Source organism: Methylococcales bacterium (genome assembly GCA_030949405.1).
Classification (GTDB): Bacteria; Pseudomonadota; Gammaproteobacteria; order Methylococcales; family Methylomonadaceae; genus WTBX01.
In genome coordinates this window covers 742,557-758,218 of the sequence record JAUZSN010000002.1, presented here as the reverse complement: position 1 = coordinate 758,218, position 15,662 = coordinate 742,557, and the positions used below count along the sequence as shown (strand labels likewise).

Sequence of the window (15,662 nt, the reverse complement as noted above, 5' to 3'; positions counted from 1 at the left end):
ACATGGGTGGCTTGTGTGTCGGTAAGCATATAAACGTATTTAACCTGTAGACGGCAGGCACAAGCTATCTGAATATCATCCGTTACTGTGGGGATTTGCAAAGCGGAACGCTATGAGTGGTTGATTTTTTTAAAATGAATTGGGCATTAAAACAAGTACAGTGTTCTTGGTAGGACATTCCCAGCGATATAAGTCATTATCGGCTGTACCTTAAAAAATCAATAGTATAGAGCGTGCAAAGCGGCGTTATGGTCGTAATCTATACCGTGTGAGGGCATAAACCTAATCACATCCAGATACGAAAGAGCAATTTTTTGCATCGTTTTTCTGGTTTACACTAAATTAGGCTATTTGCCTTCTTTGGGTAAGCTTTGCCAAAATTGAAATAAAACAACGTTTATCATTCAAAAATTATCACTGATATTACAGATAAAGAAATAAAGGGTCAGTGTTAAGGGAAATAAAGGGAAATAAAGAGTCAGTGTTAATTATATTTTCTCTTTCTTCATCCAACAGGTCTCCCTCTGTTTACACTAACCAAATTATGACCTGTTAACACCTTAATCTGTGCAATAAAATCCTCATTATCAATCGCCATGCCCTTATTCGTGATTTTGCGAATGTTATCAATTAGCTTATCATTAAGTCGTTGCTCGAATAATGACCTATAGTTTTGTTGCCTATTTTTATCATCATTACCCAAAAACAAATACTCACTATGTGGCATCCATAAATCAGAACGTTTACCTAAAGTATTAATTTGATAACTGGAGAAACTATAATCAGCAGGATCGTCAACCATAGTAGCACGTACAGGGTTTAACTCAATGTATCTGTAAACTGCTAACAAATAATATTCAGATTGCACTAAACTTGATTTGTACCGACCTTCCCACAAAGTACCTGTTCTCTTGTAACTCTTGTTAAAGTAACCTACATAAAGCCTACCGACATCTTGCATGGTCTTACTTATAGCATTTTTTTTCATTGGAGTACACAGCAGATGTTACATGGTTGGTCATCAATACCCAAGCATGAATTTGGGCTACCAATTAAGATGGGGCAAGTTTAGGTTAAGTCTTGCTTGATAGTGTCCTGTCTTAAGTTGGTAGCCGCAAAATCTACTACCACACTATTTGGTATCCTTTATTTTTCAGTTGATACTTTGAACTTAAATTTTTGGGAAATAAAAAGTGGAATGATGAAAAAAGTATTATAGTCAGTTAATAACTTTTTCATTCACAGTCTCTTTGTTTAGAAACGAAGTGAACGTGAATTGAAGTTACAAATAATTAACTTTTGCAGGGCCTTCACTAGTAACAATTTCTCCAACAGAAAAAGCATTTTCCCCTTGTTCCTCTAAAACTCGAAGCGTTTCTTGTTCATCTTCAGGAGCGACACAAACAATCATTCCCAAGCCGCAATTAAATGTGGTGAGCATATCCGCCTCGGAAATATTACCTTGGGTTTGTAGCCATCCAAACACATCAGGTTGAGTCCATGACGCTAGTTTTACATTAGCATTTAAATTATCAGCTAAAACACGCGGTAAATTTTCAGTAATGCCGCCGCCTGTAATATGAGCAAGGGCGTGAACATTAACTACTTTTAATAATGAAAGTAATGGTTTAACGTAAATACGTGTCGGTTCTAATAAAAGCTCCCCTAACGTTGTTCCATTCAAGGTTTCATTCAAAGAAATATCATTCATTTCAATGACCTTACGAATAAGTGAATAGCCATTAGAATGCGCGCCAGAGGAGGCGATACCAATTAATTTATCACTCGCTTTAACCTGACTGCCATCAATAATTTTTGATTTTTCAACAATACCGACACTAAACCCTGCAAGATCATACTCACCGTCCGCATACATTCCAGGCATTTCAGCCGTTTCCCCGCCAACTAATGCAGCTCCTGCGAGTTCACAGCCTTTGCCAATTCCTTCAATAACCGAGGCTGCAGTTTCGATGTCTAATTTTCCTGTCGCAAAATAATCCAGAAAAAATAACGATTCGGCTCCTTGAACAATAATGTCATTAACACACATCGCCACTAAATCAATGCCAATCGTATTATGACGGTTTAATTCAACCGCTAATTTTAATTTAGTTCCAACACCATCCGTACCTGAGACTAAAATAGGCTGCTGATAACGCTCTAAAGGAAGTTCAAATAAAGAACCGAAACCCCCCAATCCTGCCATAACGCCTGGAATACGCGTTTTAGCGGCAATAGGTTTGATTCGGTCAATTAATTGATTTCCCGCTTCTATATCAACGCCTGCACTTTTATAATCAAGGCCTTGAGGGTGTTTTTGATTCGCCATGTATCTCTTTTACTTTAATGTGAAAATAGTCTGAGTTTAAAGACTAAGTAGGGGGGTTATGTTTATAATGTGGCATCGGAATAAATCCCTTCAACATTATTTTCGATTTTTTTAGAGGCTAATTCTAAGCCGTATTTATAACATTCACTGGCTTTATTTTTATCATTTTTATTATAAAATAAATCACCGAGTAATTGATACGCGGCAACGGTCGGCTCTAAGGTAATACTTTTTGATAAGTAATCATTCGCTTTATCAGGCTGATCGCATTTTAAACTTAATTTTCCTAACATCCGTAATAACACAGGGTTTTCTGGGTGAGAGGCGACCCATTTTTCAGCGGTTAATAGTTGATTCACATAATGATTCGATTTAATATTACCGAAGATAACCAATAAGGTTTCATTCCAGTCATCCGTAATCGCATCAACAACCGCTGTTTCAATTTCAGCCCCGCCACTGGCAATAATCATTGCAGAAAAATAAATCGTTTTAATTTCATTCAGCTTTTGAATGTGGGAAGGGATGGTTTTCCATAAGGTCTGAATATCAACTACTTTTGCTTTTTCGGCCGCTTGTTTTAATAAACGACTGTAGGTTTCGGTTTCAACCAGCTTTATTTCAGCTTCCATGAGTACTTTATGCTTATGTAACGCAGGAATGAGTTTTCTCAATCCATCCCAGTCACCTAAATTTTGATAGGCTTGATGTAATAATTTTAAAACGCTGGCATGGGTGGGATCAATAGCGTTTAATTGGGTTAAGGTCTTTACTGCATCAGAAAATTGATGTTCTGATAAGTTTAATTCGGCTTGTGTAAGCCCGACTGCAATATCAACATTTGTGCTTTGAGCCGCCGCTTTTTTAAGGTATTCATCCCGTTTATCAATCGCACCCCGTGATTGTGCGGCCCGTGCCGCAGTTAAATAATGCAGTAACGGCGCACCACTATTAGAGGCATGACGAATTAATACTTTTTCGGCATTTTCCCAGTTTCCTGCCGCAGAATCGACTAATCCTTCAATCAGCGCGTGTTGAGACCGATCTGATTTACTGTGTTGACGACGTGTAATAACATTACTCGGCCAGCGTAATAACAAGCCTAATAATCTAAAAGTCGTGTATAAAACGGCAAAACTAATGAGTAAAGCAATTGTAAAAACAACGGTTGTTGTTTCTAGCGACCAATGACCGAAACCGATTAAAACATAACCTGGGTTTTCTTGGCTGCTTAGCCAAGCATAAATAAAATACAGCGGTATTGCTATTATAAAAGCTAAGCTTAGAAAATAAATAATCTTTTTTTTGTTCATTATTGAGTCTCTATTTTATTACTTAGGTGTTGTTTTGGGCGTAACGGTTGTTTTTTCGGGAGTCACGGGTTCGGTTGTCTTTTTCGTCTTATCCGTAGTCGCTTTATTATCGGTTTTACTTGGCTTCTTTACGCTGGGATTAACAACTGATTTTTTTAATTTTTGTTCAAGTTCAGTCGCTTTTTTAACATCCTCGTCGGCTTGTAACGCTTTATCTGTTTCAATTCGAAGCTTGGTAATATCACGTAACATTTTTAATGAAAGGCTGATATCAGGTAATTTGGCATGGACTTGAATTTTATTAAGCTGATTTAATTCGGTTACAAAAAACTTCGCACTTTTATTTTGGGTAAAATTAAGCTTTAACCAGTTTAATGCGTCGTGAACACTGGTCTCATAAAGTGATTTGTTTTTCTGTACCAAGGTGATTTTAATCATTTCTAACTTGATGCTTAATTGTTGTTTAATCAATTTAGCTTCTTCTGCGGTTAATATTTTATCAACCACATGATCTGAATGGCGAATCGTTGCATAACCATCTAATTGTTTTAAGACTTGATTCGTTAGGCTATGCGTATCGGCTGCCCCTTCTTTATGCCCACTCACTACTTTAGATCCAACCAGTGGTTTGGCGGCATACGGTAAAATAAGAGTTAAGGTGCCAACCTTTTCAATTAATAATTGTAACCGCGCATAACTCCCAACAACATCATTCACCGTGATTTCTTTGAGGGAGGCAATTTCTTTTGCAATTTGTTCTCTGACTTTAAAGGCCGCCGCATCCCCACTTTCACGCAACCGTTGATCGGCGGCCGTTAAAGCTTCATGCGAGGTGTTTAAATCATCCATTAAATACAGTCTTTGGTTGGCAACACTTAATAAGTATTCCGCGTCGGCCATTAGCCAGTCACCGCGTGTCTTACCTAATTGCCGTTGTAGCCGTAAAATAGTTTGTCTTAAATCGGCATGAGTCGCTTCTAATTTTTCATCATTACGTTTTGAAAATTCAGACAATCGTTTATTAAAGACATTATCCGTATCGGTGACATCGGCATCAACAGAGGTCAGCTGTGATTGTGTGGACGCGAGTTGCGATTGAATGCTATTCAATTGCTTCGTTAACTCAAAAATTCGTAGGTTTTCATTCCCTATTTTTAGCTGCTGATCGTCTTGCTTAATGCCTAACTGTTGCAAAAAATAAAAACCTATAAACGTTATAATTACAATCAGCAATACAATAAGTACTGATCCAATCCATGCGTTGGATTTTTTTTCTGCTACGGTAACGTGTTCTGTTACGATTTCATCTTTTTGTTGTTTTTCTTCAGTTACTTTTTCGGCCACAGTCTTCCCCATTGCACACTGTTATTACTGTCTTAATAATTGCTGTATTAGCTGGACTTGCGCTCACAAGTACGTCTCTAAATCCTAATTTGATTGCCATTTCTTTTAATCGAACACTGATAACAATCAGTGGTACTTCTAATAGTCGTGTCTCTATTATACGTCCTGCTAATAGTGCTATTAAATTATTTAAGGCTTCGCCACTGGTAATTGTAATTGCGGTCAGTTTCTTTTGGTTTAATAAGCTAACGACTTCACTATCATCCGTTGATTTGGGCTTAACACGTCGATAAACTTCTAAATAGTCAACGATGGCTCCCCGTTGTTTTAATGTGTTTGCTAACGTTTCTCGTCCACCTTGCCCGCGTATAATTAAAAAACGTTGCCCTTTAATGGCGTGTAAAATTGGCCTTTTTAATAAGGCTTCGCTATTAAAACCTGAGTCAGGCGTTAAGTCCACGCTTAAGCCTTTATTTTTTAATGCTTTTGTGGTCGCCTTGCCTATGGCGGCAATTTTAAGTCGTTTGAAATTTTCTATTTTGCCCTTATTGGCTTGATGAGCAAAATTTACGGCATTCGCACTAATAAAAACAAGCCATTGATAACACGCGATATTTTCTAAACGTTTTTCGACTGAAATGACATCCTTTAAAGGTTCAATCGCTAAGGTTGGAAAAATAACCGCGTGGCCTTTTTGTTGTTCAATTAATAAAGCAAGGTCGTTTGCTTGTGGAACGGGGCGCGTTACCAGTATGTTTGAATCCCGTAAACCCGCCATAATATAAGACTATGAATAGAGGGCGGCTAACACTTTATCCGCGCCCTGCCTTAATAAATCATCTGCAATTTCTATCCCAATTTTAGCTGCATCCTCAATAGACCCTGTTCGCTCGGCACGATAAATAAGAGAGCCATCAGGACGACCGACTAAACCGCGCATAAATAATTGTTGATCTTTGATTTCAGCAAAGCCTGCAATCGGTACTTGGCATCCGCCTTGTAACCGCGCGTTCATCGCTCTTTCAGCGGTTAAACGAATGCTGGTTGCATCATCCTTGAGTGTTTGTAAAATCTGGTTAATTTCTTTATCATCACTACGGGCCTCAATTCCAATAGCCCCCTGCCCAATCGCAGGCAAACTAAGGGTACTATCAAGGCATTCCGTAATTCTATCCGCCATTCCAAGCCGTTTTAATCCTGCGGCGGCTAAAATAATCGCATCAAACTCACCCGCATCTAATTTGGCTAATCGGGTATTAACATTGCCGCGTAAAGGTAAAATTTCAGCGTTTGGAAATCGTTCTTTTAACTGGCATTGACGACGAAGGCTACAGGTTCCTATTTGTGCGTTTTCAGGAAGTTCACTCAGTGAATGATAACGATTAGAGACAAAGGCATCTCGTGGGTCTTCACGTTCTAAAATAACCGCTAAATGTAAGCCCTGAGGAAATTCAACGGGGACATCTTTCATTGAATGAACGGCAATATCAGCCAAACCTGCGAGCATTCCTTGTTCTAATTCTTTAACAAATAAACCTTTTCCCCCTATTTTGGCTAAAGGCGTATCTAATATTTTATCGCCTTGGGTCACCATCGTAACCAATTCGGTTTTAAGCTGTGGAAAAGCACTTTCTAATTTAGCCGCAACATGTTTAGCCTGCCATAAGGCTAAGGGACTTTTTCGCGTTGCAATACGAATAACGTGTACCGTCAAAATTAACCCTGTCGATCAATAAAAAAATAGCTATTGTAACCTTTATTAATCATTGAGGTCATGGGTAAATTACAAACACCTTAACCCTTACACAGTCGATTTTTGATTAAGCAGGGCTATTGCAGGGGGGGTATTAGGACGCACGCCACGCCAAACATAAAAGGCTTCTGCGGCTTGCTCAACTAACATTCCACGCCCATCAATGCTGGTAGCGGCTTGGTTTTTTATCCCCCAAAGAACAAAGGCGGTGGGGTCATTGCTATAGGCTAAATCATAACAATCACCGTGTTCGGCTAAGAGTTTGTCCGCTAAGGGAGGCAGTTGATTACTCAGACTGGCAGAGGTGGCATTTATGATTAGATCAAATTGACTGTTAACCAGCGCGTCAAAGCCAACCCCTTTAATATCCCCTAAACTTTGAAACTCAACCGCTAAAGCAATCGCTTTTTCAACCGTACGATTAGCAATCACTAAATGGGCTGGCATTTGCTGCATGATCGGGCTAATAATGCCGCGTGATGCACCGCCTGCGCCTAAAATTAAAATTCGTTTGTCTTTAAGCGTAATTTGATGATTAGTCATTAAATCACTCACTAAACCACAGCCATCGGTATTATCACCTAAAATAGAGCCATCGGTTTGTAAGGCTAGGGTATTAACAGCTTTTGCAAACTCTGCACGGGGGGTTAATTGATCGGCAAATTGATAAGCCAATTCTTTTAAAGGCACGGTACAATTCAGCCCTTTTCCGCCCTGAGCAAAAAAATCACGCGTTGCAGTTTCAAAGCGATCAGCCCCGACTTCTTGCGCATGATAATTTAAATTTTGGGTGGTTTGTTGGGCAAAGAGTGTGTGAATTTGAGGGGATTTACTGTGGCTAATGGGCTGTCCAAAAACAGCATAACGATCAGGGGAACACATAAACAAGGACTCAATAAATAATTTTGAAAAAAGGGGGAAAGGTTTGTTATAGTTCGTGTATTGTCTTATTATCAAACCTATCAGAAATGTGACTTTCACAGATAACCATTTTAAAATTTTAACACGTCTTGCCGATGATTGTTTTCATTCAGGATCAAAATTGTCCGCAGAATTAGGCCTCAGTCGTTCGGCTATTTGGAAATATTGCCAAAGTTTTTCTGAACTGGGTCTGGAGGTCAATGCCGTAAGAGGTAAGGGGTATCGCCTTAACCGCTCCTTAGACTTATTATCCGCCCCACAGATTAAAAAAAACTTAACCCCCGCCGTTCTATCCTCGTTATCCGCCCTTGATATTTACCCACAAATTTCATCAACCAATGATTATTTATTGGACGCTATGAAATTAAGTCCGCAATCAGGTCATGTTTGTTTTGCAGAATCGCAAACCAAGGGGCGCGGACGACGCGGGCGTGACTGGGTTTCACCTTTTGGGTCTAATATTTATTTATCACTGTCTTGGGTTTTTCAACAAGGCTTTTCGAGTCTTTCAGGATTAAGTCTTGCCATCGGTGTCGCCATTATTCGTGCTTTAACGGAACTGGGCGTTGATAATATGGGTTTAAAATGGCCGAATGATATTTATTGGCACGATAAAAAATTAGGTGGAATTTTAATTGAAATTTCAGGTGAATCCAGTGGGGAGTGTACGGCGATCATTGGATTAGGGCTTAATCTTTATTTACCTGAAAAAGAAACGGGGTTGATTACCCAGCCGTGGGTTGATTTAGAAAAAATAATGCCGTCAATGCGCTATTCACGTAATGGTTTATCGGCGTTATTACTCAATCATTTATTACCGATTGTGACCGATTTTGAAACAAAAACCTTTAAACATTACTTAACCGAATGGCGCGATTATGATTGTATGCGTGGGCGTGAGGTGACTATTTATCGTGGGAAACAACAATTTGAAGGCACTATTGTTGGCATTGATGACACGGGGATGCTGTTATTGAAAGAGCTATCCGGTCTGATAACCCCGTTTGCATCGGGTGAAGTCAGCTTTCGACAAACCTAAATGAATTTACTCATTGATATAGGCAATACCCGTTTAAAATGGGCGTTTGGAACCGTCAACAAACTCAAGGATAGTCAAGCGATAAGCCATCAAAATCCAAATTTTAGTCAGCAGTTAATCCATGATTGGCAAGCTTTAGAGTCCCCCGATGCGATTGCTATTTCTTCAGTGAGTTCTGATGCGATTAAATCCATTGTTCTTCGGATATTACGGCAGTTATGGGCGGATAAAAAAGTTATTATTGCGGTAAGTACCGCGAATGCATTTGGGGTGACAAATAGTTATTTACAGCCTCAAAAACTGGGGGTTGATCGCTGGTTAGCGTTAATTGCCAGTTATCATTATTATCAACAAGCCGCATGGGTGATTGATTGTGGAACGGCGATTACACTTGATCTTATAGATGACGATGGACAGCACAAAGGTGGCGTAATTTCATCAGGGTTACAGCTTATGAAATCGGCGTTATCAACGAATACAACCGCCTTAAGCTTTTCCGAAAATAAGTATTCGCTGGGGTTGGCTAATAAAACCGATAAGGCTATTTTCAGTGGGACACTTTATGCCGCTGTGGGTTTAATTGAGCAGCTTGTAAACCGTCAATCCGCCCCTTCGATGTGTATTTTAACAGGCGGCGATGCCCACCTGATTGCTCAAAATTTATCATTTCCCGTCACACTTGAACCCGATTTAGTTTTAAAGGGTTTGGTTATTTTAACAAATAAAAGCGTATGAAAATTTTCTTCTTTTTTCTCTTATTGGTGAACAGTGTTTATTTTTTAGCCCACTATCAACAACCCACTGTCGTCACGACAGTTAATATAGATCCGTTGGCGGAAAAGCAAATTTTATTAGTCACCGAATCCGTGGCTAAAGAAACTAAAAAAACTAAGCGGGTTATAAAATTCTAAGGGATTATACCGCTATTTTTGAGTTGCTTCTATAATTTGAGTCTCAATGTTATCAACAATATCACGTGCAAAACGCTCACTAAATCCTGCAATAAAAGCAATGGCCATAAAAAAATAATTTTCGGTTTCAGGTTTTATATCCAGAGGAACCCAGCCCGATTTAATTAACGCCAATAAAAATAAGGCAAAGGCCATCCCAATAAGGGGTTTAAAGGCCCCTGTAAAATAAAGGATAAAACGATCTTTGACACCAACCGTTAAAAAATCCTGAATTCTAACCATAATACTGACGATACTGCCGATAGCTCCAAATAAAGCCACCGTGAAAAAAAGCGAGGTCGGAATATTAAAAATATAATCTTGGTTCATCAGCATGGGAATAATCGAAGATAATAACGGAATAACACCAAAAAGAAGGGTTACAAGCCCAATCACAACTTGCACGGGCGGTGAAAACTTAGCGCCCCCTTTAAGATCAGCCATGACACTGTCCATAATTTCGTTAGCGAAGATTAAATTTGGATTTTTGATGCTGATGGCTTTAAAGGCGATATTAATACTAGGAATCAAGTCCAATTGATTGGTTTGACGCGCTAAATTAATCGCGTTGATTAAGGTGGCTAATGATTGTTGAACCTCGTCACTCATTTCTTCTGAACAATAATTTTGTATCAAGGTAAAAAGCTCATTAATCTGTTTTTCTATTTCATTTTCATTATCTATTATTGGCTCGTCTCGTTAAAGCGTTTTTAGTTGAAGCGTCGTTGATAAAGTAAAGTAAAGTTAATATTCAAATGATTACGGTTCTATTTGTATACAAAAAACGCTAAAATTTAATGTGTCAGGTTTAGATTATGGTCGTGATCGGATTAAATCGCTTTATTTGTCATGATTTAAGTAAATCCGTATTAATAACCGATGTTTCTTGTTGTTCGGCATCGCGTTTTTTTCGTTTATCACATTTCTCAACACAGACACACTCTGCATTACCCGCACCTCCACAAGAGCCTTTGATTGCGCGACGACCAAAAATAACCCCAACCGCCATTAAAGCGACAATAATCAGCATAAAGATAAAGGTAACGAGAAAATAAATCATGATTTTTCCTTAAAAAATTCGATAAAAGCAGAGGTGCTTTTTTCTACAAAACCCTCAGCAGTTTTAATAATAAATAATGCAGCAATGTTGTGTTTTTCGGCTAATTTGTAGCCTTCGTTTTCCCCTAAAACCATCATTGCTGTTGCCAGTGAATCCGCTGTCATTGATGAGTCACTTAAAATAGTCACCGATGCTAATTGATGTTTAATCGGTCGCCCTGTGCGCGGGTCAATGGTATGGGAATAACGTACGCCGTCGGATTCAAAAAAGTTACGATAATCCCCCGACGTTGCCATTGCACTGTTCGTTATTGCAATTACTTTTTGAATCATCCGTTTTTCAGGGGTGGGTTTTTCAATCGCAATATGCCACGCACCGCCCGTATTGTTTTGGCCTTTTAAACGAATCTCTCCGCCAATTTCCACCATGTAATCTTGAATGCCTTGGCTTTCTAAGAGTAAAGCAATTTGATCAACCGCATAGCCCTTAGCAATGGCGGATAAATCTAAATAAAGCTCAGGAACTTGTTTTTTTATTTTTAACCCCATGGGGTCTATTGATAAATAATGATACCCTGTTGTGGTTAAAATCTGGTTTAAACGGGTTTCATCAGGCGTTGTAAAGCGCATGGGTTCAACCCCAAATCCCCATAAATTTACAAGCTTCCCAACCGATATATCAAAGGCCCCTGAACTTAATTCGCTAATACGCTGGGCTTCAATGAGTACGGTCAATAACGCGTTAGGTATTGTTTGCCAATTCGTGGTGTCACTTTGATTAAATAAGCTTAAAGCCGATTTTTTTTCATAGGTTGACAGTTGGGAATTCAGTGCATCGAGTTTAGCTTTAATCTGTATTTTTAATGCGTCTGCTTTAATGGTTTCAGGTAAATGGGGGGCTTTGATACTAAAGCTTGTTCCCATAATGCCATCGGAATAATTAAACGCATAAGGGGGGTTAACGGGGGATTCATTACAACCCATTAAGACCCATAATAAAATAAAATAAAAACCGCGAACACGATTAAAGCGAGTAAACATAAAAGCCTTTGTTTAAGAGTGATTTAACCCGTGATATTTGTAGGAATTTTCCAGTTGTTGCGGGCTAGAAATAGAAATATTAAGATCTTTTAAGAGGCCATTTTTAATACTGTAAATCCATCCATGTACGGTAAGATTAACGCCATTACGCCATGACCGCTGGGCGATGGTGGTATGACAAACATTAATTACTTGCTCAATAACATTTTTTTCACATAATAAACGGAAGCGATCATTTTTAATGGGTAAACCATCTATTTCTTCGCGATGCGCCCGATAGACATCTTGAATATGGCGTAACCAGTTATCAATTAATCCATGTTCATGGTTTTCCATCGCCGCCCTGACTCCCCCACAACCATAATGTCCGCAAACAATAATATGTTTAACCTTTAACACTTCAACGGCATATTGAATCACCGATAAACAGTTTAAATCCGTGTGGACAACGACATTGGCGATATTACGATGAACAAAAATTTCACCAGGGTCTAAATCTACAATTTGATTAGCCGATGTACGGCTATCGGAACAGCCAATCCATAAATACTCTGGGGTTTGTTGCTTGTGCAATCGTTTAAAAAAATCTGGATCAGAACGTAGCATTTTTTCAGCCCACATTCTATTTTTTTTAAAAAGTGTATCTCGGATCATTTTTTTCCCTAAAATTTAAGTGTTATTGTGTCGTGGTCTTTGATCCATAATGACTTTCAACATAGCGTTCAACGAGATCATGAAATTCTTCAGCAATTCTATCGCCCTTTAAGGTCACTGTTTTAACGCCATCTTCATAAACAGGCGCAACAGGTGTTTCCCCTGTGCCGGGTAAGCTAATACCAATATTAGCATTTTTACTCTCACCTGGGCCATTAACAACACAGCCCATGACAGCGACATCCATTTCTTCAACGCCTTGGTATTTATTTTTCCAAATAGGCATTTGATCGCGTAAATAGATTTGAATATCTAAAGCAAGCTTTTGAAAGTAATCACTGGTCGTCCGACCGCAACCAGGACAAGCAATGACCATTGGCGTAAAGGCTCTAAACCCCATTGTTTGTAAAATTTCTTGCGCAACAATGACTTCTTTTGTTCGTGTCGCACCAGGTTCAGGTGTTAACGAAATACGAATCGTGTCGCCAATGCCTTGTTGCATCAGTACGGATAAAGCAGCCGATGAGGCAACAATACCTTTTGAACCCATTCCCGCTTCGGTGAGACCTAAATGGAGCGCGTAGTCACAACGTATTGATAGGTCTTGATAAATACGAATAAGATCTTGAACGTTGCTAATTTTGCACGATAAAATAATCTTGTCCTGACCCAAACCGATTTCCTGTGCCTTATCGGCACTTTCTAAGGCGGATAAAACAATCGCTTCACGTGTAATAACCGATAGTTCATCAGGGGTTTGTTTTTGACGATTTTCATCTAATAGGCGAGTTAAAACGGCTTGATCTAAACTCCCGCCATTAACACCGATACGCACAGGTTTATTATAGCGACAGGCAAACTCAATCATTTGTTGAAATTGAGGATCCCGACTTTTCCCGCGCCCTACGTTACCTGGGTTAATACGATACTTATCTAATGCGGCCGCACAATCAGGGTATTTTTCCAATAACTTGTGGCCATTAAAATGAAAATCACCAATAATAGGGACGGAATAACCTTGTTTATCCAGTTGATTGCGAATTTCAGGAATGGCTTTCGCCGCTTCTTCTGAGTTTACGGTGACACGAACGAGTTCAGAACCTGCGGTCGCAAGTTCGATAATTTGTTCAAGCGTAGCCTTTTTATTAACGGTATCTGTATTGGTCATAGACTGCACCACAATAGGGGCATTGCCTCCGACTTTCACATCACCAATTAAGACTTGTTGGGTTTTTTTTCTGATACTTAAGGACATAATAAAATTCTTTGTTGGAAAAAATACGAATATCTGAAAGAATAGCGATACTTAGTGAAATTATACTCCATACAGGATAGGTAATAGAGTTATAAATGGTACGGATAAACTATTTTTCAGATATTCATTTAGAGTTTGGTCGTTTAGAGCGACCTGAAACCGATGCTGATCTTGTCATTGCAGCAGGTGATATAGGTGTAGGAAGACAGGGGGTTAATTGGCTTAAAGGCATTAACAAGCCTGTTATTTATATTGCAGGCAACCATGAATTTTATACCCATGAATACCGAAGAACCCTTAATATGCTGCGGAATAGCTGCACGAATAGTAATGTTCATTTTTTAGAAAAAGATGTACTCATTATGAATGGGGTTCGCTTTTTAGGCTGTACGTTATGGACGGATTTATTAAATCAAGGGGAAAAAAAAGCTAACAAACTAAGCACGCGGCTTAATGATTTTAGAAATATTCGTTTCAAAGATGATTTTTTTAATCCTGCTCTTTTCACTCGACTCCATAGATCCTCACTTTTATGGTTAGAAAATGAACTCGATGAACCTTTTGATGGAAAAACGGTGGTTGTTACGCATCACGCCCCCGTTCCCTTAAGTTGGCATGAAACTAATAATGAATTAAAAAAAATAGCCTATTGCAATTCGTTGCATGAAATTATTAATACTTATGATATTAGTGCTTGGTTTCATGGTCACATTCATAGTCAAAATGATTATCAGGTATTAGGAACGCGTATTTTAAGTAATACACGCGGTTACAAAAATCGCAGTGAAATAAAAGACTTTGATTTAAATAAAGTGGTTGCGATCTAATGACGCCATTTTTTATTCAATGTTTAAGCGTTAATCCTAAAACTTTTTAGTAAATAAATTCAAGGACTCTTCAATTATGGCATTAGTATCCCTGCGGCAACTTTTGGATTATGCGGCCGAACACAGCTTTGCGATTCCCTCCTTTAACGTCAGTAATATGGAGCAGGTTCAAGCGATTATGCAAGCGGCTAATGCGTGTAATAGTCCTGTGATTATTCAAGATTCCGCAGGGGCGAGAACGTATGCAGGCGAGCCTTTTTTACGCCATTTAATTCTTGCGGCCATTGAACAATATCCTCATATTCCCGTGGTGATGCACCGCGATCATGGGCCGTCAGCCGATCTTTGTATACAAGCGATTCAGTCTGGCTTTAGTTCGGTGATGATGGATGGGTCGTTACTTGACGATATGAAAAGGCCGTCCTCCTTTGACTATAATGTCAAGGTGACTCAAACCGTCGTTAAAATGGCTCATGCGTGTGGGGTTTCTGTGGAAGGTGAAATCGGTTGTTTAGGCGCGTTAACCTCGACTACGACAAAAAATAATAAACAGTTATTAACCGATCCAGATGAGGCGGTTGAGTTTGTACAGCAAACCCAAGTGGATGCATTAGCGGTTGCGATAGGTACCAGTCACGGTGCTTATAAATTTAGCAAGCCACCAACGGGGGATGTGTTGGTTATTAGCCTATTAAAAAAATTACAGCAAAAATTACCGAATACCCATTTTGTGATGCACGGTTCAAGCTCTGTTCCTCAAGAGTGGTTAAAAAGCATTAACGATCACGGGGGAAATATTACCCAAACTTATGGGGTGCCTGTATCTGAAATTATTGAGGGAATTAAATACGGAGTTCGCAAAGTAAATATTGATACGGATTTACGAATGGCCTCAACGGGAGCGATTCGTCATTATTTGGCTCAACCTGAAAATGCAGCTGACTTTGATCCGCGTAAAATTTATAATGCCGCGAGAGAAGCCATGCAAGCTATTTGTCAGGCGCGTTATGAAGCCTTTGGAAGCGCGGGACATGCGAGTAAAATTAAAGCGGTTCCTTTAGCTGAAATGAGGCTGCGTTATTAAAATTAGCAATCATTAAAGATTATTTAAACTCACTTTATTACGTTATGACCCATGAATTTTAAATTAATACCTGACTTTTTTTATCCTCTACTT

17 protein-coding genes are annotated in these 15,662 nt (G+C 39.1%); 5 read left to right on the top strand and 12 right to left on the bottom strand.

Annotation, left to right across the window (positions count from 1 at the left end; translation table 11 throughout):
- Positions 1-505 precede the first annotated feature (505 nt).
- From Q9M50_03990 to aroE, 7 genes are all read right to left on the bottom strand, one after another.
- A complete protein-coding gene (locus tag Q9M50_03990) occupies positions 506-802 on the bottom strand; it encodes a hypothetical protein (protein ID MDQ7089791.1) in 297 nt (98 codons plus the stop codon).
- Positions 803-1,282: 480 nt separating this feature from the next.
- The gene (purM, locus tag Q9M50_03985; GenBank protein ID MDQ7089790.1) at positions 1,283-2,329 is read right to left on the bottom strand and encodes a phosphoribosylformylglycinamidine cyclo-ligase; all 1,047 of its coding nucleotides are present in this window, start codon (positions 2,327-2,329) and stop codon (positions 1,283-1,285) included.
- 62 nt (positions 2,330-2,391) lie between these two features.
- Positions 2,392-3,642: a heme biosynthesis HemY N-terminal domain-containing protein gene (locus tag Q9M50_03980; protein MDQ7089789.1), complete on the bottom strand. Its 1,251-nt coding sequence runs from the start codon at positions 3,640-3,642 to the stop codon at positions 2,392-2,394.
- Between the two features lie 18 nt (positions 3,643-3,660).
- Positions 3,661-4,998: a uroporphyrinogen-III C-methyltransferase gene (locus Q9M50_03975; protein ID MDQ7089788.1), complete on the bottom strand. Its 1,338-nt coding sequence runs from the start codon at positions 4,996-4,998 to the stop codon at positions 3,661-3,663.
- Positions 4,967-5,764, bottom strand: a complete 798-nt coding sequence (locus Q9M50_03970; protein ID MDQ7089787.1) for a uroporphyrinogen-III synthase — start codon at positions 5,762-5,764, stop codon at positions 4,967-4,969. The genes Q9M50_03975 and Q9M50_03970 overlap by 32 nt, the downstream gene beginning before the upstream one ends.
- Positions 5,765-5,773: 9 nt before the next feature.
- Positions 5,774-6,700: a hydroxymethylbilane synthase gene (gene hemC / locus Q9M50_03965; GenBank protein ID MDQ7089786.1), complete on the bottom strand. Its 927-nt coding sequence runs from the start codon at positions 6,698-6,700 to the stop codon at positions 5,774-5,776.
- A gap of 87 nt (positions 6,701-6,787) precedes the next feature.
- Entirely contained in the window at positions 6,788-7,621 is an 834-nt protein-coding gene (gene aroE / locus Q9M50_03960) for a shikimate dehydrogenase (GenBank protein MDQ7089785.1), read from the bottom strand.
- A gap of 88 nt (positions 7,622-7,709) precedes the next feature.
- Between aroE and birA the strand changes: the two genes are divergently transcribed.
- The 3 genes from birA to Q9M50_03945 are packed head-to-tail and all read left to right on the top strand — an operon-like array spanning position 7,710 to position 9,610.
- Positions 7,710-8,699, top strand: coding sequence for a bifunctional biotin--[acetyl-CoA-carboxylase] ligase/biotin operon repressor BirA (gene birA / locus Q9M50_03955; GenBank protein ID MDQ7089784.1), 990 nt, complete (start codon positions 7,710-7,712; stop codon positions 8,697-8,699).
- The gene (locus Q9M50_03950) at positions 8,700-9,434 is read left to right on the top strand and encodes a type III pantothenate kinase (GenBank protein MDQ7089783.1); all 735 of its coding nucleotides are present in this window, start codon (positions 8,700-8,702) and stop codon (positions 9,432-9,434) included. It abuts the gene before it with no gap.
- The gene (locus Q9M50_03945; GenBank protein ID MDQ7089782.1) at positions 9,431-9,610 is read left to right on the top strand and encodes a hypothetical protein; all 180 of its coding nucleotides are present in this window, start codon (positions 9,431-9,433) and stop codon (positions 9,608-9,610) included. Before Q9M50_03950 ends, Q9M50_03945 begins: the two co-directional genes overlap by 4 nt.
- Before the next feature lie 12 nt (positions 9,611-9,622).
- On the opposite strand, the gene Q9M50_03940 is transcribed toward Q9M50_03945, so the two are convergent.
- The 5 genes from Q9M50_03940 to ispG form a co-directional block, all read right to left on the bottom strand.
- Positions 9,623-10,285 carry a hypothetical protein gene (locus tag Q9M50_03940; GenBank protein MDQ7089781.1) on the bottom strand — a complete coding sequence of 221 codons (663 nt, stop codon included), beginning with the start codon at positions 10,283-10,285 and terminating at the stop codon, positions 9,623-9,625.
- 211 nt (positions 10,286-10,496) lie between these two features.
- Positions 10,497-10,709 carry a (Na+)-NQR maturation NqrM gene (gene nqrM / locus Q9M50_03935; protein MDQ7089780.1) on the bottom strand — a complete coding sequence of 71 codons (213 nt, stop codon included), beginning with the start codon at positions 10,707-10,709 and terminating at the stop codon, positions 10,497-10,499.
- Positions 10,706-11,749 (bottom strand): FAD:protein FMN transferase, encoded by a 1,044-nt coding sequence (locus Q9M50_03930; protein MDQ7089779.1) that lies wholly within the window; start codon positions 11,747-11,749, stop codon positions 10,706-10,708. Before Q9M50_03930 ends, nqrM begins: the two co-directional genes overlap by 4 nt.
- Before the next feature lie 12 nt (positions 11,750-11,761).
- A complete protein-coding gene (gene can, locus Q9M50_03925) occupies positions 11,762-12,403 on the bottom strand; it encodes a carbonate dehydratase (GenBank protein ID MDQ7089778.1) in 642 nt (213 codons plus the stop codon).
- Between the two features lie 22 nt (positions 12,404-12,425).
- Positions 12,426-13,658 carry a flavodoxin-dependent (E)-4-hydroxy-3-methylbut-2-enyl-diphosphate synthase gene (gene ispG / locus Q9M50_03920; GenBank protein ID MDQ7089777.1) on the bottom strand — a complete coding sequence of 411 codons (1,233 nt, stop codon included), beginning with the start codon at positions 13,656-13,658 and terminating at the stop codon, positions 12,426-12,428.
- Positions 13,659-13,753: 95 nt separating this feature from the next.
- Here ispG and Q9M50_03915 point away from each other — a divergent pair, with 95 nt between their 5' ends.
- Positions 13,754-14,485, top strand: coding sequence for a metallophosphoesterase (locus tag Q9M50_03915; protein MDQ7089776.1), 732 nt, complete (start codon positions 13,754-13,756; stop codon positions 14,483-14,485).
- Between the two features lie 76 nt (positions 14,486-14,561).
- The gene (gene fba, locus Q9M50_03910; GenBank protein MDQ7089775.1) at positions 14,562-15,569 is read left to right on the top strand and encodes a class II fructose-bisphosphate aldolase; all 1,008 of its coding nucleotides are present in this window, start codon (positions 14,562-14,564) and stop codon (positions 15,567-15,569) included.
- Positions 15,570-15,662: the final 93 nt, after the last annotated feature.

Bases quoted from the DNA above. Each gene is read 5' to 3' on its own strand.
- Q9M50_03990 (MDQ7089791.1), bottom strand. From the start codon at position 802: ATGGTTGACGATCCTGCTGATTATAGTTTCTCCAGTTATCAAATTAAT.
- purM (MDQ7089790.1), bottom strand. From the start codon at position 2,329: ATGGCGAATCAAAAACACCCTCAAGGCCTTGATTATAAAAGTGCAGGC.
- Q9M50_03980 (MDQ7089789.1), bottom strand. From the start codon at position 3,642: ATGAACAAAAAAAAGATTATTTATTTTCTAAGCTTAGCTTTTATAATA.
- Q9M50_03975 (MDQ7089788.1), bottom strand. From the start codon at position 4,998: ATGGGGAAGACTGTGGCCGAAAAAGTAACTGAAGAAAAACAACAAAAA.
- Q9M50_03970 (MDQ7089787.1), bottom strand. From the start codon at position 5,764: ATGGCGGGTTTACGGGATTCAAACATACTGGTAACGCGCCCCGTTCCA.
- aroE (MDQ7089785.1), bottom strand. From the start codon at position 7,621: ATGTGTTCCCCTGATCGTTATGCTGTTTTTGGACAGCCCATTAGCCAC.
- Q9M50_03950 (MDQ7089783.1), top strand. From the start codon at position 8,700: ATGAATTTACTCATTGATATAGGCAATACCCGTTTAAAATGGGCGTTT.
- Q9M50_03945 (MDQ7089782.1), top strand. From the start codon at position 9,431: ATGAAAATTTTCTTCTTTTTTCTCTTATTGGTGAACAGTGTTTATTTT.
- nqrM (MDQ7089780.1), bottom strand. From the start codon at position 10,709: ATGATTTATTTTCTCGTTACCTTTATCTTTATGCTGATTATTGTCGCT.
- Q9M50_03930 (MDQ7089779.1), bottom strand. From the start codon at position 11,749: ATGTTTACTCGCTTTAATCGTGTTCGCGGTTTTTATTTTATTTTATTA.
- can (MDQ7089778.1), bottom strand. From the start codon at position 12,403: ATGATCCGAGATACACTTTTTAAAAAAAATAGAATGTGGGCTGAAAAA.
- ispG (MDQ7089777.1), bottom strand. From the start codon at position 13,658: ATGTCCTTAAGTATCAGAAAAAAAACCCAACAAGTCTTAATTGGTGAT.
- Q9M50_03915 (MDQ7089776.1), top strand. From the start codon at position 13,754: ATGGTACGGATAAACTATTTTTCAGATATTCATTTAGAGTTTGGTCGT.
- fba (MDQ7089775.1), top strand. From the start codon at position 14,562: ATGGCATTAGTATCCCTGCGGCAACTTTTGGATTATGCGGCCGAACAC.